The organism is Halobacillus salinus (genome assembly GCF_004684905.1).
Taxonomy (GTDB): domain Bacteria; phylum Bacillota; class Bacilli; order Bacillales; family Halobacillaceae; genus Halobacillus; species Halobacillus salinus.
The window spans coordinates 1,133,746-1,156,262 of record NZ_SRJC01000001.1 but is presented as its reverse complement, the minus strand read 5'-3'; the positions used below and the strand labels follow the sequence as shown (position 1 = coordinate 1,156,262).

Here is a 22,517-nt window from a genome sequence, read left to right as displayed (position 1 = left end):
ACTTACAATTTAGTTACGTTTGCAGCTTGTGGTCCGCGGTTGCCTTCTGTAATTTCGAACTCTACAGATTGACCTTCTTCAAGGGATTTGAAACCTTCTTCGTTGATCGCACTGAAGTGAACGAATACGTCGTCTTCTCCTTGAACCTCAATAAAACCGAAACCTTTTTCCGCGTTGAACCACTTAACTGTACCTGTTTTCATAGGAATGGATCCTCCAATATTTCTTAAAATTAATATGCGTTTTGCAAGATAGAAAAAATCACATATTATAAAAAGTACCAAATAGTTGATCACTCTTTATAATAGGTGATAATGTACCTTGGTATTCTCTTCCCTATAGACTACTTTACTATGACTCACCGGTGAAGTCAAGTTAGCGTCCTTAACAGCCTACATAAACAGTATATACGATACCTCTTCCATTTATACCATATTTTTATCCTCTTTCAATAATTCCACATGCGATTCTTTTTCCAGATGCTCCACTTGGTTGGGATTTATAGTCGTCCGGCCCCTCATGGATGATGACAGACTTACCTATAATATCTTTCACTTGAAAACGGTCCGTAAAGAAGATCATTCTGGCGCGCCCTTGATTGGAAAACAGTACAGGAAAATCGCCAGCGTGATTTCCGTGAGGCTGATTATCCGGATTCCAGTGACCACCAGCGCTACTAAAGGGTTCTTTACCGTCTCCGATTTCACAGACACCCTTCTCATGAATATGGAAACCATGAGGGCCGATTTGTTTGGACTTTGTTTTCTTGAAGCTCGGAAGCCCTTCGAGTTGAACAAACACTTCTACGCCATATGGCATCTGATAAAACTGCATCGTACCTTTTAAATTCGGTGCAAGAGGACTCGATAGAAAGTTCACTTTTGCCACCTCTGATGCATACGTTTGTCTATAAGGCTGTGCGTACATAAACCTATCCCTCCTTGTCGTTACAATGTATGTGATACTACTCCTCCATATGAATAAAAAAGACCCCCGAAGCGAAGAAGGAGGAAGGATCCTTCGCTTCGAGGGGGTGTGTAATAAGTGTATGTCACTTCTACATTAGTTAGAACGTTCCACTAAATGTTCTACCTGTTCTTGTGTCCTCTCAAGCTCAGCAATCGAAACAGGGTGACTGAGGCGATACTGAAGTCTGTCAAAACTGGATTCAAGTTGCTTCGACCATTCTTCAAGAGCTCGATTGTACCGCTCGTTCCAATACGTTTGATAGTATGTCCGAATCGTCAGTTCATCTTCATTCAGTACCTCTTTTAGTTTCGGAGCTAACTGAATCAGCAAATCTTCTTTCACCAGCTCTTTCTCATTCTTTTCAAAAAAGCTTTTCGTATTACGGAAAGACTTAGATAACGCTTGGATCTCTTTGTCTGTAAAGAAGTCCGCTTCTTTGAATGTAGGCACTGTAATCGGTTCCCAATCCGGCATTTGCAACGCCAATGAATCTTGTATGGTACGAAGGTCTTTCATCAAACGTTCCTTCTCTTCTTCCAAACGTTCTTGAATCATTCGCTCCAACCTTACACTGACCGCCCTTAGTTCCTGCTTTCTCTCCTCATTTACTTCTTCACTGAAATGGAAGAGCGCTTGTTTCAACTGTTCTCTCGGAGAATCGCTCTGGCCGTCGATAGTTGCGGGATTAACGTGTTGCTTGAACAGGTCGTTCCCGTTTAGCATCATGCGCTCGTGTACGTAGTGAACTTGTTTCTCTGTTTTATTTTCAATTGGTGCAAGTTCGGATGAAATGTGGACGTTTTGCAACCGTCTCTCGGCCCGGTCTCTATCTTCTTCCAGACGCTGAAGTTGTTCTTTCCGCTCCTCTTCATTTAGCTTTCCATATTGAATGAAGGAATGAATCGTATGGGTGATGGTGTGCATATCTTCCCACATCGACTCGATCAGTACCTGCTGGAGCTCTTCTTCCAAAAACATTTCAAACCTATCTTCAAATGCTTGAATTCCTGAATCCTTTGAAGAGGAATTAAATCGTTTCTCCTCCAACGCCCTTTTACTCGATAAGGAGAAGAGTCGCGGATTTCGTATTTGGAACCGCTCCAATTGTTCCGATATATAGGATTCTACAAAAGCAAGTTCTTCTTCAGAAGCTGCTAAGTCGCTCGCATTGACCAAGAAGAACATCTTGTCCATAGCAAAGCTGTCTTTCACTCTCCCGAGCTGAGTGAGGAAAGATTGGTCTGCTTTAGAGAAAGGGTGATTGTAATACGTCACAAACAGAATCGCATCTGCATCTTTGATGTATTCAAATGAAACATCCGTATGTCTTGCATTGACCGAGTCTGCACCTGGGGTATCAACTAAGGTGATGCCCTTTTTCGTCCACTCACAATCATAAAAGAGCTCCATTGATTCCACAAAGCAGGAATATCGTTCGATTGATACATAGGATTCAAATAAATCCCACTCCACGATGAACGACGTTCCGATCCTTTCCTCAAGCTCCGAATACCCTTCTCGGAAAGCTTGAAGGAATCCGCGCTTTTTCTGACTCAATTGATTCCAGTCTTTCTCGGAAACCAAATTTAACTGATTGAAAACTGCCTCTAAGTCCGTCGTGTCGATATGCAATAGTTCTAAGGCCTCTGACAGATCCTCAAGCATGTCGTGTTCTGTCTTCATGAACACTTTTACGGTTTTGTGCGCATGCGTACCTGGTGGAGATATCTTATTGATAGTCGCCGTTGTCGGATTCGGTGACGAAGGGAGCAACGATTCCCCCAACAAGGCATTTGCAAAAGAAGACTTCCCTGCACTGAATGCACCGAATAGAGCAATGGTAAAGTTACGGTGTTCCAACCGCTCCCTTTTCTCCTCCAACTGCTTGAACAGTTCTTCCAGACCGTCTATGTGACCGGCATGCTCAACAAATTGATCCATCGTTGTAAGAAGCTTCTCTTTTGTAGAACGGGAGCTAGAAACATCAACACATTCCGTTTCCTTTTCTTCCTCTTTAGGATCAGGTGTAGAATTTCTAGAAAACGGGTCGGCTACCTGAATAGATTCTTCACGGTTCCTTAAAGCCGTTTGCACTTCTTTTTCCATTTCGACCGTAGCGAGTGGAGAATGGAACCAGTTTTCATAAGTAGTAGCTAAGTGCTTCCGCTCTTGTTTAAGTCGCGCTTGTATCTGCTCTATTTCCTGCATACGATGAACAACATCATACGCTTCCGTATTTTCGCGCTCATTTTGTTCGCTATTTCGCTCTAATGCATTTACAAAAGTGTCCCACCAAAAAGTTACATGAGACTTCATCTTCTGCTGGATGTCGTTTGCCACTTGATCGGTATAGCGTAGAACGTAAGCGCCTGTCACTTCAGCACCAGACTCAACCAGGTCGTGGAGTCGCTCCTTATCATATTTGAAAGGATTTTGTTGGATCGTTTCCTGCACAGCAGCCCCGACATGGTAATCATCTGCTAGTTTACCCATCCGATCCCGCAATGGCCATAGCAAGTTCTTCTCTACAATTTCGAGCAGCGCTTCATAGAAATTATTTTCACGTTCAGATTGAGCTTCCTCCGTTTTCCGCTTCGAGAATAAGAGACCTACTTTGAATTTCGGCTGTACAGAGTGTAAAAAGGCCTCTGCATCATCCCGCAGTCTACCTGGCATCAAATAAGCGTTGGGAATGAAAGAACGAACCTCCTTTTGAAAACGTGCCTCCGCTTCCTTCTTAATCTCTTCGAAAGATCGAAAGCTCTCCTTAGCCTGTTCGGGTACTTGGGTGGACAATTCATCATACCGCTCATTCTGTTCATCCAATTGCGCATCGATGTCCGTCTGCTTATCTTTCAGACTTTCGTTTAACACGTACTCTGCCTGATGTAATATACTGCTGTCCAAATTCCCCTCGAGTTTATCAAAAAGCATACGAAAATCGTTGCTAACTGCTTCCCATTGATTATGCTTGGCAGTAAGGTCCTTTAAGGAAATGTAGTAAATTTGTTCAGGCTCTATTCCCCACTGCCGTAGTGAAGAAGCGACACTGCTCGTGAACCCTTCAAAAGACAATTCTTGTTCGTCATGCTTATCGATTTGATTTATGACGACGGAGAATGGAACCCCTCTACCTTGCATTTCAGACAAAAACTTCAAGTTCACTTCTGATTGAACGTGATTATAATCCATAACGTAAAATAAATAGTCCATTGTATGAAGGGAGGACTCGGTTATGAGACGGTCTGCGTCATTCGTAGAGTCGACGCCTGGTGTGTCGAGGAGAGTGATGTCTTCCGGAAGACCGGTTCGGCACCTGCTAATATCGACCCGGGTGATGCGATCTCCATCTTTACATAGCGACTTAACTGTATCAAAATCGATATCCCCCTCAAACTTAGCTGGCGGATCGTTTTTAAAATATGCCGTCGTATATGGCTCTCCTTCTTTCAAGTGGACAATATTCGCACTAGTAGGTATCGGACTCGAAGGAAGTAACTCTCTTTCCAGCAGCTTATTGATTAAAGTGGATTTACCAGCAGAAAAGTGGCCGGCAAACCCAATCCTTTTTTGACGCGCTTGGTATTTTTCAACTAGATCAAGAATTTTTGTTCTAGCATTTTCATCCTGATTTCGTAATTGATGATATAAGTATGATAAAGTTTCTTTTGTATTAGTCATAGTGGCAGTCATTAGTTGTCTCCTTTTAGAGAATATGCTTCCACTATAGTTTACTTGTTGTGTAAAGGTTTTCTCAAGTATTTCTGCTAGTCAGTCCGTCCATATAGGGAATGGGTACGGACGTGTCTAGGATACCAAGGATTTTCTTCACTTGATTTCTTTCCCCTTGTAACCAGCGACGAAAATCAAACTTCACGGGGGTAGCATCTCCACCGACCCCGAACCATACGTTTAAATTCGACGTTTGATACGTACTAGTGTGAATCGTCCCATCCCACCGATCGTACTTTTTCGAGAAAATCGGTCCATTTGCTTCGTTTAGATAAAGGAAAGCCTCTTTTGGAGTTTCTACTTCGCTTACATCACCCTCCATTATCTTGAGCCGTTCCTTAGAGCTTCCTAAGTGCCGCCTGTTCTCACCAGGAATGTCGTTAAAGTGGTTCGTACACACAAACCCATCCCTCGATTTCACCCCTCGTGGTGATCCTTCCACGATGGCCGAACGACGGTGTCGGTCGAAAATGACATAATTAAAAGAATGACGATGCGGTAGGTCATGCAGCAGATCCACCGCTTCTTCCGTCGTCTTACACGTCTCCAATATAAATCTGGTAATCGTACAGCAAATCAAGCCATCCAGCGGCTTTATCCGGTTGACGAAATTGTATCCGACCGATAATCCATGCTCATTCATCCCGTCTGTTCGTCCAATAATCCGTTGAGCAGGACCGATGGTTGCATAGCCATCCGTTGGATCAAACAGCATGAACCGACCTTCATATGTTTTCGGATAATAATCGTAATTGCGCGCCATGAAGTCTTTCGACGTGAATATGGAGCACCCGCTTCCTTCCCATTCCTGTTGCCATCCACTGTATTCATGAGCGACTTCCTCTATCGACCATCCAAGACCATCTGCTAATCCCTCAAGTTCCTCCCACAGCCCTGGTACATAACGTAAGAAGATTTTCCTTGCTTCCATAAAGTCGACTGAATATTTACGCTTCGATTTCTTCCTTCTTCGCTTATGATACTCAAACAACAACGATTCCTTTAAACGTGAGCCCTGCATCTTACCGAAGTCATAATAACTTCCTCGGAATGAAATGACATCACTAAATATTTTGCGACCAGTATCCGCTTCTATGATAACCACCTTGCAATCGAGCGATGAGCCTCTTCATCATGTAATATCCGGTTATGATCCGTATCTGGTATGATTTCTACTTCCAGGTCGAAAGAATCCTTATACCAACTTGCTAAGGCTTCTGCATCTACTACTTCGTCATCAGCACCTACCAAAGTTTTGATTCGATCCGAATAACCCTCAAATAAATCAGGGGGCAGCTTCTCCAAAAATCTTGATGCCAACAGACGGAAACTCAATGACAGGACTCCTTGTGCATCAAATTCATCTGGAATTTCTGCGACGGTTTTATGGGAGAAATGTGGAATGTTTAGTTTATATAACGTCATCAAAAGCCCTGCTTTCTTGCTATATACTGTATAATGAACATCGGTTTCAGGCTTGAACTGTTCTGTTGCATCATCCCGGTAGACAGGTAAAGTAGGGTGGAAAAACGGGGAAATAAATAGAATACGGTCCACTACTTCCGGATTATTCTTTAACAAGCGGAGGATATTCGCGCACCCCATAGAATGTCCGGCAAGTACGATACGATCATAGCCGAGCTTTTCTACATAATGAATAAAGTCCAATAAATCGTCATCGTATTGAGCGAAATAGTCAAGATCCCCTCTCTTATTCAGACGGTCATACCCTCTTAGGATCGGTAAAAATAAATCCGCATTCACTTGGAGCGCATCCACCATCTCTTTATGGTGTTCAAGTTCCGCCGTGATACCGTGGATCATAATAAATGCAGTCTTTTGTTTTCCTTTACTGTGCTCGAAATAGGCGTACTGTAATTTTGCAAAGTCTCTACCTCGATACGTAAGCCAATGTTCTTGTCCCATACCAACACATCCTTCTTCATTAGAAAATTGTAATGTTCTCATCACTTATTCATAAACGTATTTCATTTATTCCCTTACCTCTTCAGATCCCGAGAAGCTGTGATTCCGTGCAGGGAATCAGCGGACTTCAAAGCATCAACGACGGCACGTTCTACTACCATTGCAGCCAGTGATGCTAAGCTGTTGAGATCCACCTGGATATCACCGGAAGAAAGGCAAAAAAGTGTATCACCATCCACAAATGCATGGGAAGGGCGAACGGTTCTTGCTAAACCATCATGAGCGATGGAAGCCATTTTCGTCGCTTGTGACTTCGTGAGCTTTGCATTCGTAACGATTGCTCCGATGGTTGTGTTTTCACCAAATCGGTTCGTCTTCTCTTCATGCATTTGGCGGATCAACAGGTCTTCCGTGTTCAAAAATTGCCCCTGGTCTTGAACGCCGGCAATCAATGCGCCGGACTCTGTGTCCACGACGTCTCCAAAACTGTTTACTGCGATAACCGCTCCGATCTGCAAATCTCCAACTTGAATGGCATACTGTCCCATGCCCCCCTTCATAGAATAGAGAGGTCCTTTGATTTTTCCAACGGTTGCTCCTGTTCCCGCTCCGATATTTCCGGAGGAAAATGGAATCCTCTTCATAGCATTCCTACATGCCTCGTAACCCATGGCAGCATCCGGTCTTACATCAGCCCTTCCAATCGTTAAATCGAAAAGAATTGCACCTGGAACGATCGGAACTTTTGCAACCCCGACGTCAAATCCGATGGAATCTTCCTCTAGTGCCTGCATAACTCCTGTGCCGACTTCCAACCCATATGCACTGCCACCTGAGAGAAAGATGCTATGTACACGTTCGACTAAATTTTCAGGTCTGAGTAGATCCGTCTCACGAGTCCCAGGCGCACCTCCACGGACATCAACACCTGAAACCGCGCCTTGCTCAGAGAAAATGACACTGCACCCTGTTGCAGCTTCTTCATCTGTAGCATGACCAATTCCGAATCCTTCCACTTCACTGATTGAAATCTGCTTCATCGATTCATCTCCTTTGGTTTTAGGTTTCTATACCCCTGTATTTAGGGAAAGCTATCATACGTAGAGCATACAAGGAGGTGTTTCTCTGTGGAGAGAAGACATATTATCGTTCACGGCCGCGTCCAAGGCGTTGGATTCCGTGCCAGTGTCCAACAAGTGGCCGTTCGACTCGAGGTGAATGGCTGGATTAAGAATAAATCAGATGGAACGGTCGAACTGGAGGCTGAAGGGAATTCGGATCAGCTTGACCATTTGGAACAGGAAATAGAAAAAGGTCCAAGCCCATTTGCTAAAGTCCGCCATATGGACGTTTCGAAGAAAGAGCCCACTCAAAAAGAGAATAAATTTCAAGTAATACATTAATGGACCGCAGTTCAATGCCTGCGGTCCTTTTCTCTTTATGATTGGTTTAACGGTCTTACAATCACTTCATTCACATTTACATTTTTAGGTTGTGTGACAGCATACGTAACAGCTGCAGCAATATCTTCTGCATTTAATGGCGTCATACTGCGGTCTTTGAACATTTCTAGAACATCATCGTCTGTTATGTGATCAGTAAGTTCGGTATCTACCGCACCTGGAGAAATGTTAGTGACTCTCACGTTTGTAGATGCCAATTCTTTTTCCATCCCCATGGACAATGCTTTCACAGCATATTTGGTAGCACTATATACAGTACTTGATGGGAATACTTCGTGGCCCGCCACGGAAGAAACGTTGATCATATGGCCTGAACCTTGTTCAAGCATTGTTGGTAAGGCTGCATGGATTCCGTAGAGTACTCCCTTAATATTCACATCAACCATCTGTTCCCATTCTTCGACGTGATCGTTTTTCAAGAATGACAAGAGCATGACTCCTGCATTGTTCACGAAGATATCGACGCTGCCAAACGAGTCATATGCTTCCTTGACAAGGTTTTCCACCTCTTCCTTGTTCGTTACATCCGTTTCCACGACCTTCGCTTTTGTTCCATATTGTTTTTCAATATCAGCACTAAGCTCTTGCAAGCGCTCGGAACGGCGGGCTGCCAGGACGACGTTCGCTCCTTGATCCGCTAAGCGATGGGCAATAGCTTCTCCGATCCCACTGCTTGCACCCGTGATGATTGCTGTTTGATTGCTAAGTTGAGTCAATTGCAGTCCCTCCTCATTAGAAATACTTTATGTATTTACCCTTTAGCCTTTCGTGTTATGCATTTGACTATAGAAAAACCGCCCTGCAATGTGCAGGGCGGTTTTATTATGTGCTTTATTGTTCTTCAAAGAACTTCTTGTTAATTTCGATGTATTGCTGCTCTTCTTCCGGCACCTCGTCTTCGATATAAATCGCTTCTACAGGGCAAACCGCTTCGCAAGCGCCACAGTCGATGCAGATAGCCGGGTCGATGTAGAACATATCTTTTCCTTCTTCAATACAATCGACAGGACATACGTCCATGCATTCCGCTGCTTTTTCATCTTTACACGGAGATGTAATTACAAATGCCAACGAATTCTCCTCCTTTGTTCCATCTATTTATGTGCTTATTCCTACTATTCACCGGTTAAGGTTTAAGTAAACACCACAATCTATCATAACGATTCTCTACAAAAATCGCAATTCTTCGCGTCTTCTTTTCTTATTGGTCCCAGACTCGTTCGACGGTATATTCGCCACCTTGTTTCTGAACAACGAAAACATCTGGATTCGATAACCTCTTCCAGTGGTAGAAACCGATCTCACGGTTATACTTCTGTAAGAGTAAAGCGAGTAGGTTACCGTGTGTCACAAGGAGGACATTTCCGTTGTCGTGCTGTTCGCACTCGTCAACGAGTTCGTTGATGCGCTCTTTTGCTTCTTTAGAGGATTCTCCGCCACTGAACTTAAGGTCGTGGTCTTGGAAAGTGTCGTGAAGGACTTCTTCCCAATCATCCAACGGTTCATGACTTAAAATCCGCTCTTCCAGTCGTTCATCGGTCTCGATGGTAAGGCCTTTCATCGAAGCGTATGGTTTTATGGTTTCCACCGCTCTCAAATAGGGACTGGATACGATTCGGTCGATGTCATAACCAGACTGATCAAGAAATTGAGCCAGCGCTCTCGATTGTCTAACGCCATGCTTTGATAATGGGGAATCTTCATGCTGACCTTCTGCCTCACTATGTCGCACTAAAATAAGCTTTACCATTTACTTTCTCTCCCCTTTCCTTCACCTTATAGTTTATTATCGCCTATGGAACAAAGTCTGACAAGGAAAGCAAGGGAAAAATGTCACTTCTTATATACTTGTTTTCCTCTATGCCACGTTCTACAAACTTGTATATTGTGCAGTTGGTCCTCTTCTACTTCGAGTGGATGTTGATCTAACAAAACTAAATCAGCTTGATAACCAGCTTCTAGTCTGCCCTTCTCAGAATCTTTATATTCGAGTTCTGCTGGAAGATTCGTAAATCCTTGAAACGCGTGATCGACCGTCAGCTTCTCTTGTGGCATCCAGCCACCTTCTGGCTTCCCGTCTAAATCCATGCGTGTTACAGCTGCGTACATGCTCTCCAGAGGGTCAAGTGAACCAATCGGCAAATCAGAACTTAGAGTCATAGGGATGTGTTCTTTTCGAATGCTCTCGTAAGCGTCGCAATAAGGAACCAATTCTTTCGGTGTCCATTTATCTTTTTCGCTCCATTCACTTAGCAAAAAGGAGGGTTGAGTTTCAATATAAGGCTTGACTTCCCTTAATTTTTTAATTAAATCTGGTGCCAAAGTTTGTGCATGTATGATCCGGTGTCTTAACTGTGCCGTATGCGCTTCAGATTGTCCAAGCGCCGTCACCGCTTGCTCAACGGCGCGATCACCAATTGCGTGCATGGCTACCTGCATTCCGTTCTCACTGGCTACTTTCACCATTTCATTCAGTTGATCTTGATCATAGATTAGCGTCCCGTGTGTATTTGGATTGTCTGGGTAAGGATTACGCATTGCGGCTGTATGAAGTCGCTGCGTTCCATCAAGAAAGATTTTCACCGAACCTACTCTCACTTGATCGGTTCCATCCCCAGTTCTTTTCGTGTTCGTTTCTAAGTATTTGTGTAGATCATCAATGTTGAAGATATAGTGATGGAGATGAACATCGATCGGTAGGTTTCCTTCTTGTTCTAATTCTGTGTAGGCATGCCACAACTTATCATAAGATCCGATGAAATTGATGTCATCCGTGTGCACAGACGTGATTCCTACTTCACTTAAATATGGCGTAGCACACTTGATCGCTTCTTTAGCATCCTCTACGGACCTTCCCCAAAAGTGATGCTTGATGTAATGGACTGCAGTGTCTTTGAATCGGCCTGTCCAGTTACCTTCTTCATCCTTTTCTTTGAATTCTTCCGGTTCTTTTTCAAAATCTTTTTCTTTTTTCAATAGCTCCATTGCTTTCTCACTGATGACACACTCATGACCGTCTTGGTGCATGAAGTAAATATAGGCATTCACATGAATTTCGCTGAGGTCTTCAGGCGTGAGGAGTCGGTCCATATCCGTAAAGTTTGCATCATTGAACCCTTTACCGAAAATCCAATCATACTCTTGAATCTTGTCATAGTGATTTTCCACCAGCTCTTTCATTTCTGCCCAGCTCGTCACTTCAGTCAAATCCAATTCTTTTTTCAACAATCCGAACCTGAGCAAGTGCATGTGGCTGTCATTGAAGGCAGGTGCCAACACCTTGCCTCTTCCATCTATAACGTCTTCCTGTCCTTCATAAGGCTGATCATAGATGTGAGTGATTTTACCATCCTGGTATTCTACTGCATGTAGACCTTGTGTTTGAATTGCTTGAGCGGGTTGGTAGAGACGAACATTATTAATAATCATGGTTTCACTCCTCTTACTGTTATCTAGTTTGCCTTCCCCGAAAACGTAAACACATAAACGTTTTTTCCATAGGGCTTGTGTGGAGGAGCACCATGTTATACAGGCTAAATGATAAATAAAACCATAAAAAAAACAGAGAGGGATAACCCTCTCCGTTATACTTCTTTGAAATAATCCTTATAAAATCCACCGATTCGACCACTATTGTCGATAACAAAATAAAATTCTTCACTTTCATTCTTCACATCATATACTTTTCCAGGTGTCAGCACAGAATCAACAACGAATTTCTCTGCATCATTGTGGACACACTCAATTTGCTTGATTGTCGGGTTATTTTCCCAATTTTTATGAATCATCATTTTCCTCCTTCTGCTTACGTCTTTCTATCATACAGAAAAGAGAAAAAGGTCTCAATCATTGTTTAACATTCTCAAGGTACCAGCTGGCTCCTGCTTTCACTTCCGATTCCGTTAAGCGGTGGCCCATTTGCTCCCAGTGATCGGTTACATTGGCATTAGCACCTTCCAGAAGCTCTTTCAGATCGACGGTTTCTTGTGCCGGGCAAATGGGATCGTTCTCGCCTGCACCGATGAATACAGGAACACCGTCTTGATCAGGAAGTTGGATGCCTCTTCTTGGCACCATCGGGTGGAACAATAAAGCCGCATTCAGACTATTCTCATAGTGGAACAGAAGACTTCCCGCAATATTGGCACCATTCGAATAACCGACAGCAATCACTTTATTACGGTCGAACCCGTATGCTTTTGCTGCTTCAGACAAGAAGGAATTCAATTCTTCCGTTCTTTCGATCAAATCTTCCTCATCGAAGACACCTTCTCTTAAACGTTTGAAAAACCTTGGCATTCCGTTTTCTGATACGTTCCCTCTAACGGAAAGTACAGAGGCATCGGAGTCGATCATCTGCGCAACAGGAAGGAGATCTTGTTCTGTTCCTCCGGTCCCGTGTAATAGTAATAAGACAGGAGCGTCCTTTGACTTTCCCTCTTTGAAAATGTGATTAAGTTGCATAATACTCCTCCTCTCTAATGGAACTTGCATTGATTTTATCTTTAATTCGAGATAATGTCAATCAATCTGTCACTTCACTTTGGGTAGCCACCATTTAAAGATCATAGGTAGAATCAATACAATGGTCAATAAACGGATTGTTTGCAGCGAACTGACAACAGAAGGCTCTGCTCCTGTTTGTTGTGCTGTAAGTGCCATTTCTACTAAGCCACCTGGAGCAAGTGCCAGTAAAGCAGTTAATACCCCCATACCTGTCCATGCAGAAAGTAAAAGACCGAACAAACATCCGATCCCAATCATTAATAGAGAGAGGCCAGCGAATAGAAAACTATACTTTCCAGCAGCTTTCACATCTTCCATACTTACAGAAGTACCTAGATGAACGCCTATTAACACTTGCGCAGCGATAAATACGTAATTCGGCCATTGATACAACGACAGACCGTATGCCTGAAAGCCACCGACGACGAGCATTGGGATGATGACAAGCGCAGCGGGTATCAACGATCTCAGTTTATACGCAACGAGAAACAGCAATACATATACTAAGAGCGTCCAAATCGGTCCGTTATTCACTGCCTCATCCGCATTTACAGCGGAGAAGCCCGTGAACCAATGGGTAGCTATGAAAGGGACGACAAACAAGACAGCAACTAGCCGCAGTGTATGGAAGATTGTCACCAGGACCGTTCTCCCCTGAAAGGATTCACTGACTGCAATCATAGCAGACAGTCCACCTGGGGCAGCACCTATAAGACTTGTCGTCGTATCTAGCTTCGTTTGTCTCGCAATCCAATAGGCAACAGCCATGCTGATGGCAATCATGGTTAGACTAAGAAACGTATAAGGGAAAAAGTAAGGGCCAATGACGGAGAAAGTCTTTGAAGTGAAAGTTAAACCGATCTGAACTCCGAGCACCAGATAAGCGATATTCTTCCCACCCGACCATTGCTCCATTTCCTTATCAATGAAGATTTTGTATAGAAACAACCCGACAACAGGACCCAAAATAAACGGAAGCGGGATATGTACAAGAGCGAATAAGATTCCAAAAGTCAGTGCAATCAGATAGGTCAGGATTGTCTTCATCATCTACCTCCTTCCATTCAACAAAAGAAACCGCTCTCAATTTACAGAGCGGTTTACCATTCCTTTTTCAATCATTTCGAACAATTGCCGTGCCATTGTTTCCACGCCTAATCTGTCCCTATTCGGAAACAGAATGGAGTGGAACATAAGATCACCAATCAACGAAGAATCAATGGTAGTCTTCCAAATCCGTTGATCTTTAGCCTCCTCAATCCAGTTCGTCATAAGACTATACGTATGCATCAGATCCGCATGCAGTTGCTCCCTATAGAAATCGGCCGCATGTTTATTACTGGACTGTACATCTCGTATCATTTGATCAATTTGATGAAGCTGCGAGTGTTCAAGTAAAATCAAGAGAAGGTGATATAACTTTTCATTAGGCGGAAGGTCATCTTCTATTCCATTCACCTTATCATTCATCTCTTTCATGAGATTTTGCATATAAGCAAGCAATAAATCGTCTTTGTTGGAGAAGTATTCGTACAACGTACTTCTACCAACCTCAAGCTTCTCCGAAATATTTTTAAAATGCACCCCATGAAGTCCTTCTTCTTTCAATATGTTTTTTGTGACTTCAAAAATCTCACATTTAGTCAACACTTTTTTTCTGCCCATGGGTGTCACCTCACATCTTCTTTTATTATAGCATGTAATATAATAAACCAAGTACTGTAAGGCATTAAAAAAAGAGGGGAGTGACCCCTCTTTTGATTACTTGAACAAGTAGGATAGATACCCGTATCCTCGATCTTCCATTTCTTCTTTCGGGATAAACTCAAGCGCAGCTGAGTTTATACAGTAGCGTAGTCCTCCTTGGTCTTTCGGTCCATCCTCGAATACGTGCCCTAAATGGGAATCAGCCTGTCGACTACGTACCTCCGTGCGTATCATCCCGTGGGTAGTATCCATTTCCTCTTCCACTTGCTGTTTTTCTATCGGCTTCGTAAAGCTCGGCCATCCGCAGCCAGCGTCATACTTCTCTTTTGAACTGAATAAAGGTTCTTTGGAGACGATATCTACGTAGATTCCTTCTTCTTCATGATCATGGAACTCATTGGCGAATGGTCGCTCAGTAGCGTTCTCCTGTGTCACTTTGTACTGAATGTCAGTCAGTTGCTTTTTCAATTCTTCTTTATTCTTATTCATTTTCCAATGATCATTAATGAAATCTGCTCTTCCGGAACCTTTCTTGTAACGTTTATAGTGGAAAGCATTTTTCTTATAATAATCCTGATGTTTATCCTCTGCCGGATAAAACGTTTCGGCAGGAAGGATCGATGTCACGATTGGGGCTTTGAAAATACCGGATTCCTGCAAGCGCTTCTTGCTTTCTTCTGCAATGACACGTTGCTCTTCATTATGATAGTAAATGGCGGTTGTATAAGATTCCCCTCGATCGGCAAACTGCCCCCCGGCATCTGTAGGGTCGATCTGCTGCCAGAACAATTCCACCAGCCGTTCATAAGGAAACTTCTCAGGATCATACTCGATTTGAACAGCCTCTTTGTGACCTGTCGTTTCCGTTATCACCTGCATGTAGGTCGGGTTCTCTGTGTGTCCACCTGTGTAGCCTGAAACAACGCTTTCTATACCTGGTCGCTCATCGAATGGTTCGACCATACACCAAAAGCATCCTCCTGCAAACGTAGCAAGTTGTAATGATTTATCCATGTCTGCATTTCCTCCTCAAGTTCAATCCATCACAAATGGACGTCCTTTTGAATCAAGACTCAGCTTAAGTAGAGCCTTTCTCCTATTCTTTAGGATTCAATAAAAAAAATCAAGCCACATGCACAGCCTTAGATGTATAATCTTGGCTGTGATGTACCTTGACGTTTAACTTTCTTCTCTGCAACGCTCTCTTCCTTAGATGAGGAGGATTCCCAATTGAAAGAAGATTCCTCTTCAGTAGATGATTTACTCTCATTCTCTTCTTCATCATCATCTGGTGCATTCATGATTTTCATCATATTGATCATTGCAGGAATGTTTTTCATCATCGGCCCATACTGCTGGACCATCGGCGCTGCGCTCTGCATTGCCTTAAGTGCAGTTTGCATGTGAGAAAGCCAGCCGACTCCCCCGGTTTTTGCCGCTCCTGCTGCCGCATTCGCTACTTGAGAACCTGCATTCGCTCCGCCAGCAAGCCCCGGGATAGAAAATCCTGCTGATGGAAAGCCAGCCGGTGCAAACCCCGGTACACCGAGTGCCCTTGCACCTGTCTGAGCTGCCTGATTCATCAATGGAGAAAATGAACGCGCAAGTCCTGGGGTGAGTGCCTGTTGTATTCCTGGGTTAAACGCTTGTTGCAAACCTGGAAAAGAACCGCCGGGAGGAAAGGGTGGTTGCCCTATAGGAAACATCTAAATCCCTCCGTATATCTGGAATACTGTAGCATATGCCCTAATTTGATTCTGGTTTGGGCTGGATGTCAGTCTAGTTGCCAATCAACCGGCACTTCTCCCATTTCTTTCAAAAATTGATTGGACCTTGAAAATGGCTCACTACCAAAGAAGCCTCGATGCGCTGCTAAGGGGCTTGGGTGTGGGGACTCAATGACAAGGTGTTTTTCTGTATCAATATCTTTTCCTTTCTTCTGTGCATGCCTTCCCCAAAGAATAAATACAACAGGACGCTCTCTTCTGTTCAATGCATGAATAACAGCGTCAGTGAACCTCTCCCAACCTAACCCTTGATGGGAGTGTGCCTTATGTGCTCTGACTGTGAGTACATTGTTTAGAAGCAGCACACCTTTTTTTGCCCATGCCGTTAAATTACCATGGGCAGGTGGTGTAATACCCAAATCGCTGTTCAACTCTTTATATATATTTCTAAGCGAAGGAGGAATAGGGACATCTGTCTGCACACTAAAACTGAAACCATGCGCTTGGTGAGGCCCATGATAAGGATCTTGGCCGATGATTACAACCTTGGTTCCCTCATAGGAAGTATGATCCAAAGCTGCAAAGATTTGTTCCATTGGTGGATAAATGGTGTGGGAACTAAATTCTTTTTTCAATGATTCCCGTAACTCTTGATAGTAATCTTTTTCAAATTCAGGCTCAAGAATCTGAGCCCAGTCGTTATCGAATTGTTTCATATTTTCACTCTCCTTAGATTTCCGGTAATCCTCCACTATTTCCCGGGCAAGCGCAGGAGATGACAAGCCCACCATTTTACAGTGGTCTGTTTTTGAAATATGATGCCGGATTCTCACTTATTGAAAGGTAAATTGTACAGTTGAACCTTGTGGACCAGATTCAATTTGTAATTTGGCAGGTATTTCTTCTTTCAGTTGTGCCACGTGGGAAATAATACCGAGCATTCTATTACCATCCTGAAGACCCCTCAAACAATCGATCGCCTGTTCCAAGGAAATATCATCAAGTGTACCAAAGCCTTCATCTATAAGGAGTGTATCAAGTTGCACGCCTCCTGCATGGGCTTGAACGACGTCTGCCATTCCTAGAGCGAGGCTTAAGGAAGCTTTGAAACCTTCTCCACCGGACAATGTTCGAACAGACCGCTTCTGCCCGGTATGATGATCAATTACCTCAAGATCGAGGCCGCTTTGTGCCCCTCTCTTCGCAATTTCATCACTGCGAACCAATTGATAGCGGTGATCTGTCATTTGATCAAGTCGCATATTCGCTTGAACGAGGATCTCATCAAGAAATGCAGCCAGCACGTACCGTTCGAGTGATAAACGCAAAGTGTTGTCGCCTCTAGCAAGTGCTGCAAGTTCTGCAATGTCATAATACTTCTTAGCAAGCGTCCCCTGGTCTTCCAGCAACCCTTTAATCTGAATGTGGACCGACTCGTTTTGTTGATACATAACCGTTTGTTCGTTCAGTCGTTGCTGTAACTCTGCTAAGTTATGTTTTTCTTCCTCCAGTTTCTCAAGTAAAACCGTCAGATCAGGTCGCTCTTTTCCTTGTAATTGTTCATAAATGTCATTTAAGCGTCCCTCTATACTTGCCTGCTTCGTCCTGAAGCTATCAATTTCTTCTATGATTTGCTGCATTTCAGGCTTGGTCAGAACTGCATTTTGATAGTCTTCGTATGAAGCGAATGCAGATTGGTCAAACGTTTGATCAAATGATTCTCTTGTGCTTTTTACGGTCTCTTCTGTTTGATCTACATAGTTCTTTATTTCTTTTTCTGATGCTTGAATTTGCTGCAGTTGATCACGGAGCTGATGATAACGCGCGTAAATATCCTCCCAAAGAGAGACAGCATGTTCATAAGTCTTCTTGGCTTGGATGATTTTATTATCCAATTCCCTAGGATCTATAGTATCCATTTGACCCTGTTCAAGTAACTGATTCAACTGCGTTTCTTCACGAACAGTTGATTCTTTTAACGAGGCGAATTTGGACCTAGTATGTTCGATGCTTTCTGCTAACGACTGATCTTGTTGATCCAGTTCCTCCAGTTTTCTTTCATTTGCCTCTAAACGGTTTCTTTCCTTCTGAATCCGCTCCAATTCCCGTTCGTGCTTTTCTTTTTCCGTCATAGATTCCCGAATCCAAGTAGTTATCATACGTTCACTCAGTTCTGTATCCTTTGAAGTGATATCTTGTTTCAAGGCATCTACTAACTGACGCTGTGACTCACCTTCTGCTTTCACCTCTACAAGTTTTCCTTGTGACTTTTGGAATCGTGCATAAGCAGCTTCCATTCTACCTTTAAGCTCATCCAACTGATGGTCATCCGGCACAGTAGAAGGCTTTGCTGCAGGGGAAGGGTGATGCAAAGACCCACAGACAGGACAAGCACTGTCCGCTGATAACTCCCTTGACAAAGTATAGGCATGATGAGATCTTATCTCTTCCAATGCTTCTTCATACTGCCCTCTCATCTTCTGTTCTTCCTGTTGGATTTGTTTGTAAGAAGTCATAAAGGTGTGATAAGTCTGTCTAAGTTCTGTTAATTTATTCGACTCTTTTTGAAGACGGGTCAGTTTCTGCAGCTCTTCCTGTGTTTCGCTCAACTTGCTTTTCCATTCATATAGTCGGTTCGCTATCGCTCGCTGCTCTTTCACTTGAGAGACCAGTTGATCTTTTTCTCCCATTACTTTCTGTTTTTGTTCTTGCTGTTTTTTCAATTGCTTTTCAAGTTCATCCATTTGTTTTTGAGAGGCTTCGAACTTCTTCTTCTGTTCTATATACTCTTTCAGTCTTTCCTTCTCTAGTTGCCGCTCCTCCCACTGCTTTTTGAAGGTCTGCCGTTCATCTTCTCGGTTCTTCTCTTTTTCGAACTCTGCTTCCGCCTTCCTATAAGCAACTTGTATATCTTCTTTTTCTTTCCTCTTGGCAGAAAGGGAGTGCTGCAGACGCTCTAGTTCTTGCTTTTTCTCTTTCCACTGGTGTTCAAAAGGCTGTACCTCTTGTGCTTCCTGTGCGCTTTTCAGCTGTAATCCCTTTTCTTTGATTCGTTCTTTATCTTCGGTAAGCTCTCCATTCTCCTTCTCTAATTTCTGTTTCGTTTGAAAAAGAGAATCGAGGTGTTTAGCTTCCTGATAGGCTTCTTGCTGTTTTTCTACTTTATTAGACTGCTCTTTCACTTGTTCTTTTTGTTCTTCGATTAGAGCTTGTTGGCTATTAAGTCTTGCAGAGAGCAGTTCCAAATATTCTTCCGGTTGCAGCGAACTCGGGTCTTCTGGAAGGTCCATCCCCCAATGAGCCTTAGACAGCTCCTGATCGATTTTCCATTCGAACTGATTCATTTCAGTTTTCAATTCTGAACTCTCTTTTTTAAAATAATCGGTTAGATCCGCATAGAAATGCGTTTTGAATATCCTTTGAAGAATTTCTTCGCGCTCTTTACTGTTCTCAGATATCAATCTACGAAACTCGCCTTGAGGAATCATAATCATCTTTCTGAACTGCTCATAATCAAGCCCTAATATATCCTCAATCTGTTCATTCACTTCTTTGATCTTAGTAGCGAGCAACTTCTCTTCACCATCTGTTACCATATACAAATCACTTCTAGCAGGATCTTCTTTATAGCCTTCTCCACGTTCTTTCTTACGTCTTTGCTTGGGCATTCTTACAATCCTGTATTGTCTATTTCTCAGTTCAAATTGGAAATCAACATACGTCGTTTCATCTTCATCTGCAAAATGACTGCGCATGGAATCTTGATCACGATCACTGCCACTCGCTCTTCCATACAAAGCAAAACACATAGCATCAAAAATTGTCGTTTTCCCTGCACCGGTCGGACCAGTAATCAGAAAGATCGATTCATCTCCAAGCGCTGAAAAATCCACGACTTGTTTCTCCCGATATGGTCCGAAAGCATTCATCGTCAACGTCAAGGCTCGCATATCATTTCCCCCTTTCAGACTCCCGTAATTGTTGAATTGCTTCTTCTAGTATCTCTTTTCGATTTTCAGGCATTTCTTCACCTTTCATGTCTTCATAAAAGGATTGGAACAGCTCCTCGGGTGACCGTTTCTGCCTCTCTTTTACCTGCTCAAGCTCTTCTAAATTTGACTTGGCATGCAATTGGACTCTCTCTAAGTGGAGGACATTCGGATACACTTTTCTCAATTTCCCCATTGGGTCGAGCAGCTGACCATCGTCCAGCAGCCGAACATGCAGGTAATTGGAAGGGTTATCCGCTGCCTCTCCTCCAAGCAACTCTTCAAAATAGCCCTCGACGACTTCAAAATCTCGCTCAGGAGTAAGCGGAATTTGCTCAATTGAGGCCACACCTGAGTTATCTAGTTGAATGGCTGCTACAGATTTCTTATGGTTAGCTTCTGAAAAAGAATATTTGAGGAGAGAACCACTGTAACGAATCGTATCTTTCGTAACGCGTTGCGGCTGGTGAAGGTGGCCAAGAGCCACATAGGTGAAGTCATGATACAGTCTTGCATCCACATATGGACTACCACCGATCATAGAAAGTCGCTCTTCTGATTCAGACTCCATACCACCGGCAAGAAAGGCGTGCCCTACCCAGACGTGACGTTCATCACTAGAGTAACGCTCTCGAATATCTTCGACGATCCTTTCCGCAGCTTGCTGGTGTGTTTTTATAGAATCATCCTCGAATGCGTATGCTACCTCGGCAGGCTCTACATATGGGATCAGGTGAAAATGAACAGGGCCATGATCATCATATAACGTTACAGCTTCACGATTTTTTCTAAGTTTTGTATCCAAGAACAGCCCCTGATTTCTGAAAAGGCTCGTACCAAATTGGAGACGATCAGGGCTGTCGTGATTACCGGATATCGCAAGGACAGGAACTTGGATATCGTTGACCAATTCTGTAAAGGTATCGTTCAATAACTCTACCGCCTGTTTCGGAGGAATGGAGCGATCATAAAGATCTCCTGCGATAATAACGACATCTGGCTCTTCACGCCTTACAATTTGCATGAATTGTTCAAGCATGCCTTTTTGGTCCTCTGTCATATGAACGTTGTGCACGATTTTTCCCAAGTGCCAGTCTGCTGTATGTAATAGTTTCATAAGCCTCTTCCTTTCTATTTAGCCTTCCTCAACCTGATAAGATTCGTAGAGTCGATCAAAGGCGGATAATGCCGATGGGAACGGAGCATTCCACTCCAAATAGCGACTGATTTCATCGTACGATTTCGATTGCTTCGGAAAACTATGGTCCTTGAACATCCATTCTGCCAACTGTTTTTCATCATCCATTTCTTTATTTCCTCTAAATCTCATCATATAGTGATAAAACGAACGCATGCGATCTTCTCCTTCTCATTAGTGATACTTCTTTTTTACCACGGATCCTTCTGTCATTCAAAAGAATTGTCCGTCCTTATAAAAAAAGAATCCCCCAGCATAGAGGGATTCTTCTAGGTTCAATCTTCTTCTTCCATAAACTCTCTATGGGCCTTCAACTTCCTACGATAAACAATTCTAGATAAAACTATACTGACTTCATATAAGATAATCAAAGGCACAGCAACGACAAGCTGCAGAATAAAATCAGGTGGAGAAATGATTGTCCCGATGATCACTAATATGAAGTAGGCATACTTTCTCACCTTTACTAAGAACATCGGATTCACTATCCCTAAACTTGTCAAAAACATAACAATGATCGGAATCTCGAACAATACAGCAAATGGAATCGTCACCCGGAATAAGAATCGGAAATAGCGTTCCACCGTAAACAGTTCATTGAAGACCCCATTATTCAAGTTAAGTAAAAATGGCAGAATAAACTGAATGAATACGACATATCCGAATGTAAGCCCCAAAAGGAACAAAAAGAATATGGCGGGAATATAAGAAAGCGAAACCCGTGTTTCTTTCGGAGTTAAGGCAGGTTTCACAAATAGCCATACTTGCAGGCTCAGAACGGGTAGCGTTCCAATAATCGCGACAATACTAGCTATGGTAAATACAATCCAGATAATTTCTCCTGGACTCGTCATATTTAATTGGAACGATACATCATCAATAAAGAAACCGCTTATATCTTCATAATAGACAAGACCTACAATGAAGAATCCGATAAAAAAGACGAGTGTCCAAATTATACGTTTGCGAAGTTCTTGCAAATGATCCGTAACATTCATTTCTACATCTCTTGATACTTCATCTGACACTACTATACACCTCCAGGCACGTCTCCGCCTGACACAAAGAAGATGTAAGAGGAAGCCCCCTTACACCTTTGTTATTTATTTTATTGATTCTTATCCTTGTTATCAGCCTTGTCCTCATCTGACATAATGTCACCCGTTGCCTTCTTAAACTCTTTCAAAGAGCTGCCGAACGCCTTCCCTATTTCAGGAAGTTTAGAAGGTCCGAATATGACAAGAGCGATAATCAAAATCAAGATAAGACCTGGTACACCGATGCTTGATAACATGGTCGA

General features: G+C 43.1%; 23 protein-coding genes. 1 reads left to right on the top strand and 22 read right to left on the bottom strand.

Features of this window, described 5'->3' with window-relative positions:
- Positions 1–2: 2 nt before the first annotated feature.
- From E4663_RS06345 to E4663_RS06320, 6 genes are all read right to left on the bottom strand, one after another.
- On the bottom strand, positions 3–203 hold the full coding sequence (locus tag E4663_RS06345) for a cold-shock protein (RefSeq protein ID WP_079480037.1): 201 nt from the start codon (positions 201–203) through the stop codon (positions 3–5).
- Positions 204–438: 235 nt separating this feature from the next.
- Positions 439–927 carry a superoxide dismutase family protein gene (locus E4663_RS06340; RefSeq protein ID WP_079480036.1) on the bottom strand — a complete coding sequence of 163 codons (489 nt, stop codon included), beginning with the start codon at positions 925–927 and terminating at the stop codon, positions 439–441.
- Positions 928–1,062: 135 nt separating this feature from the next.
- Positions 1,063–4,650: a dynamin family protein gene (locus E4663_RS06335; RefSeq protein ID WP_158290433.1), complete on the bottom strand. Its 3,588-nt coding sequence runs from the start codon at positions 4,648–4,650 to the stop codon at positions 1,063–1,065.
- A gap of 73 nt (positions 4,651–4,723) precedes the next feature.
- On the bottom strand, positions 4,724–5,806 hold the full coding sequence (locus E4663_RS06330) for a C45 family autoproteolytic acyltransferase/hydrolase (protein ID WP_241657121.1): 1,083 nt from the start codon (positions 5,804–5,806) through the stop codon (positions 4,724–4,726).
- Positions 5,794–6,669 carry an alpha/beta hydrolase gene (locus E4663_RS06325; protein WP_241657120.1) on the bottom strand — a complete coding sequence of 292 codons (876 nt, stop codon included), beginning with the start codon at positions 6,667–6,669 and terminating at the stop codon, positions 5,794–5,796. Before E4663_RS06325 ends, E4663_RS06330 begins: the two co-directional genes overlap by 13 nt.
- Before the next feature lie 32 nt (positions 6,670–6,701).
- Positions 6,702–7,667: a P1 family peptidase gene (locus E4663_RS06320; RefSeq protein WP_135326979.1), complete on the bottom strand. Its 966-nt coding sequence runs from the start codon at positions 7,665–7,667 to the stop codon at positions 6,702–6,704.
- An 87-nt stretch (positions 7,668–7,754) separates the two neighbouring features.
- Here E4663_RS06320 and E4663_RS06315 point away from each other — a divergent pair, with 87 nt between their 5' ends.
- A complete protein-coding gene (locus tag E4663_RS06315; protein ID WP_135326978.1) occupies positions 7,755–8,030 on the top strand; it encodes an acylphosphatase in 276 nt (91 codons plus the stop codon).
- Between the two features lie 35 nt (positions 8,031–8,065).
- Here E4663_RS06315 and E4663_RS06310 read toward each other — a convergent pair whose 3' ends face one another.
- The 16 genes from E4663_RS06310 to tatA form a co-directional block, all read right to left on the bottom strand.
- Positions 8,066–8,806 carry an SDR family oxidoreductase gene (locus E4663_RS06310; protein WP_079480031.1) on the bottom strand — a complete coding sequence of 247 codons (741 nt, stop codon included), beginning with the start codon at positions 8,804–8,806 and terminating at the stop codon, positions 8,066–8,068.
- 115 nt (positions 8,807–8,921) lie between these two features.
- Positions 8,922–9,161, bottom strand: coding sequence for an indolepyruvate ferredoxin oxidoreductase subunit alpha (locus tag E4663_RS06305; protein ID WP_079480030.1), 240 nt, complete (start codon positions 9,159–9,161; stop codon positions 8,922–8,924).
- A 130-nt stretch (positions 9,162–9,291) separates the two neighbouring features.
- Complete coding sequence (locus tag E4663_RS06300) at positions 9,292–9,840, bottom strand: histidine phosphatase family protein (RefSeq protein WP_079480029.1); 549 nt, start codon at positions 9,838–9,840, stop codon at positions 9,292–9,294.
- 83 nt (positions 9,841–9,923) lie between these two features.
- Positions 9,924–11,519, bottom strand: a complete 1,596-nt coding sequence (locus E4663_RS06295; RefSeq protein WP_135326977.1) for an amidohydrolase — start codon at positions 11,517–11,519, stop codon at positions 9,924–9,926.
- A 155-nt stretch (positions 11,520–11,674) separates the two neighbouring features.
- Positions 11,675–11,878 (bottom strand): DUF6501 family protein, encoded by a 204-nt coding sequence (locus E4663_RS06290; protein WP_079480027.1) that lies wholly within the window; start codon positions 11,876–11,878, stop codon positions 11,675–11,677.
- Positions 11,879–11,936: 58 nt separating this feature from the next.
- Positions 11,937–12,554, bottom strand: coding sequence for an alpha/beta hydrolase (locus E4663_RS06285; RefSeq protein ID WP_135326976.1), 618 nt, complete (start codon positions 12,552–12,554; stop codon positions 11,937–11,939).
- Positions 12,555–12,623: 69 nt separating this feature from the next.
- A complete protein-coding gene (locus E4663_RS06280) occupies positions 12,624–13,643 on the bottom strand; it encodes an AbrB family transcriptional regulator (RefSeq protein ID WP_135326975.1) in 1,020 nt (339 codons plus the stop codon).
- Between the two features lie 36 nt (positions 13,644–13,679).
- Entirely contained in the window at positions 13,680–14,261 is a 582-nt protein-coding gene (locus E4663_RS06275) for a TetR/AcrR family transcriptional regulator (RefSeq protein ID WP_079480024.1), read from the bottom strand.
- Positions 14,262–14,357: 96 nt separating this feature from the next.
- Positions 14,358–15,317 (bottom strand): peptide-methionine (R)-S-oxide reductase MsrB, encoded by a 960-nt coding sequence (gene msrB, locus E4663_RS06270; RefSeq protein WP_079480023.1) that lies wholly within the window; start codon positions 15,315–15,317, stop codon positions 14,358–14,360.
- A gap of 128 nt (positions 15,318–15,445) precedes the next feature.
- Complete coding sequence (gene vrrA, locus E4663_RS06265) at positions 15,446–16,009, bottom strand: VrrA/YqfQ family protein (RefSeq protein WP_079480022.1); 564 nt, start codon at positions 16,007–16,009, stop codon at positions 15,446–15,448.
- A gap of 68 nt (positions 16,010–16,077) precedes the next feature.
- Positions 16,078–16,746, bottom strand: a complete 669-nt coding sequence (locus E4663_RS06260; protein WP_079480021.1) for a uracil-DNA glycosylase — start codon at positions 16,744–16,746, stop codon at positions 16,078–16,080.
- Positions 16,747–16,863: 117 nt separating this feature from the next.
- The gene (locus E4663_RS06255) at positions 16,864–19,980 is read right to left on the bottom strand and encodes an AAA family ATPase (protein WP_135326974.1); all 3,117 of its coding nucleotides are present in this window, start codon (positions 19,978–19,980) and stop codon (positions 16,864–16,866) included.
- 1 nt (position 19,981) lies between these two features.
- A complete protein-coding gene (locus tag E4663_RS06250) occupies positions 19,982–21,136 on the bottom strand; it encodes an exonuclease SbcCD subunit D (RefSeq protein ID WP_135326973.1) in 1,155 nt (384 codons plus the stop codon).
- A gap of 18 nt (positions 21,137–21,154) precedes the next feature.
- Positions 21,155–21,373, bottom strand: coding sequence for a YozE family protein (locus E4663_RS06245; RefSeq protein WP_079480018.1), 219 nt, complete (start codon positions 21,371–21,373; stop codon positions 21,155–21,157).
- A gap of 119 nt (positions 21,374–21,492) precedes the next feature.
- Complete coding sequence (gene tatC, locus E4663_RS06240) at positions 21,493–22,215, bottom strand: twin-arginine translocase subunit TatC (RefSeq protein ID WP_079480896.1); 723 nt, start codon at positions 22,213–22,215, stop codon at positions 21,493–21,495.
- A gap of 110 nt (positions 22,216–22,325) precedes the next feature.
- Positions 22,326–22,511 (bottom strand): twin-arginine translocase TatA/TatE family subunit, encoded by a 186-nt coding sequence (gene tatA / locus E4663_RS06235; protein WP_079480017.1) that lies wholly within the window; start codon positions 22,509–22,511, stop codon positions 22,326–22,328.
- Between the last annotated feature and the right edge of the window lie 6 nt (positions 22,512–22,517).

Coding starts and splice junctions, on each gene's coding strand:
- E4663_RS06255 (WP_135326974.1), bottom strand. CDS start 19,980: ATGCGAGCCTTGACGTTGACGATGAATGCTTTCGGACCATATCGGGAG.
- E4663_RS06245 (WP_079480018.1), bottom strand. CDS start 21,373: ATGCGTTCGTTTTATCACTATATGATGAGATTTAGAGGAAATAAAGAA.
- E4663_RS06260 (WP_079480021.1), bottom strand. CDS start 16,746: ATGAAACAATTCGATAACGACTGGGCTCAGATTCTTGAGCCTGAATTT.
- E4663_RS06285 (WP_135326976.1), bottom strand. CDS start 12,554: ATGCAACTTAATCACATTTTCAAAGAGGGAAAGTCAAAGGACGCTCCT.
- E4663_RS06250 (WP_135326973.1), bottom strand. CDS start 21,136: ATGAAACTATTACATACAGCAGACTGGCACTTGGGAAAAATCGTGCAC.
- E4663_RS06320 (WP_135326979.1), bottom strand. CDS start 7,667: ATGAAGCAGATTTCAATCAGTGAAGTGGAAGGATTCGGAATTGGTCAT.
- tatC (WP_079480896.1), bottom strand. CDS start 22,215: ATGAATGTTACGGATCATTTGCAAGAACTTCGCAAACGTATAATTTGG.
- tatA (WP_079480017.1), bottom strand. CDS start 22,511: ATGTTATCAAGCATCGGTGTACCAGGTCTTATCTTGATTTTGATTATC.
- E4663_RS06290 (WP_079480027.1), bottom strand. CDS start 11,878: ATGATTCATAAAAATTGGGAAAATAACCCGACAATCAAGCAAATTGAG.
- E4663_RS06295 (WP_135326977.1), bottom strand. CDS start 11,519: ATGATTATTAATAATGTTCGTCTCTACCAACCCGCTCAAGCAATTCAA.
- E4663_RS06300 (WP_079480029.1), bottom strand. CDS start 9,840: ATGGTAAAGCTTATTTTAGTGCGACATAGTGAGGCAGAAGGTCAGCAT.
- E4663_RS06275 (WP_079480024.1), bottom strand. CDS start 14,261: ATGGGCAGAAAAAAAGTGTTGACTAAATGTGAGATTTTTGAAGTCACA.
- msrB (WP_079480023.1), bottom strand. CDS start 15,317: ATGGATAAATCATTACAACTTGCTACGTTTGCAGGAGGATGCTTTTGG.
- E4663_RS06325 (WP_241657120.1), bottom strand. CDS start 6,669: ATGAGAACATTACAATTTTCTAATGAAGAAGGATGTGTTGGTATGGGA.
- vrrA (WP_079480022.1), bottom strand. CDS start 16,009: ATGTTTCCTATAGGGCAACCACCCTTTCCTCCCGGCGGTTCTTTTCCA.
- E4663_RS06345 (WP_079480037.1), bottom strand. CDS start 203: ATGAAAACAGGTACAGTTAAGTGGTTCAACGCGGAAAAAGGTTTCGGT.
- E4663_RS06340 (WP_079480036.1), bottom strand. CDS start 927: ATGTACGCACAGCCTTATAGACAAACGTATGCATCAGAGGTGGCAAAA.
- E4663_RS06280 (WP_135326975.1), bottom strand. CDS start 13,643: ATGAAGACAATCCTGACCTATCTGATTGCACTGACTTTTGGAATCTTA.
- E4663_RS06335 (WP_158290433.1), bottom strand. CDS start 4,650: ATGACTAATACAAAAGAAACTTTATCATACTTATATCATCAATTACGA.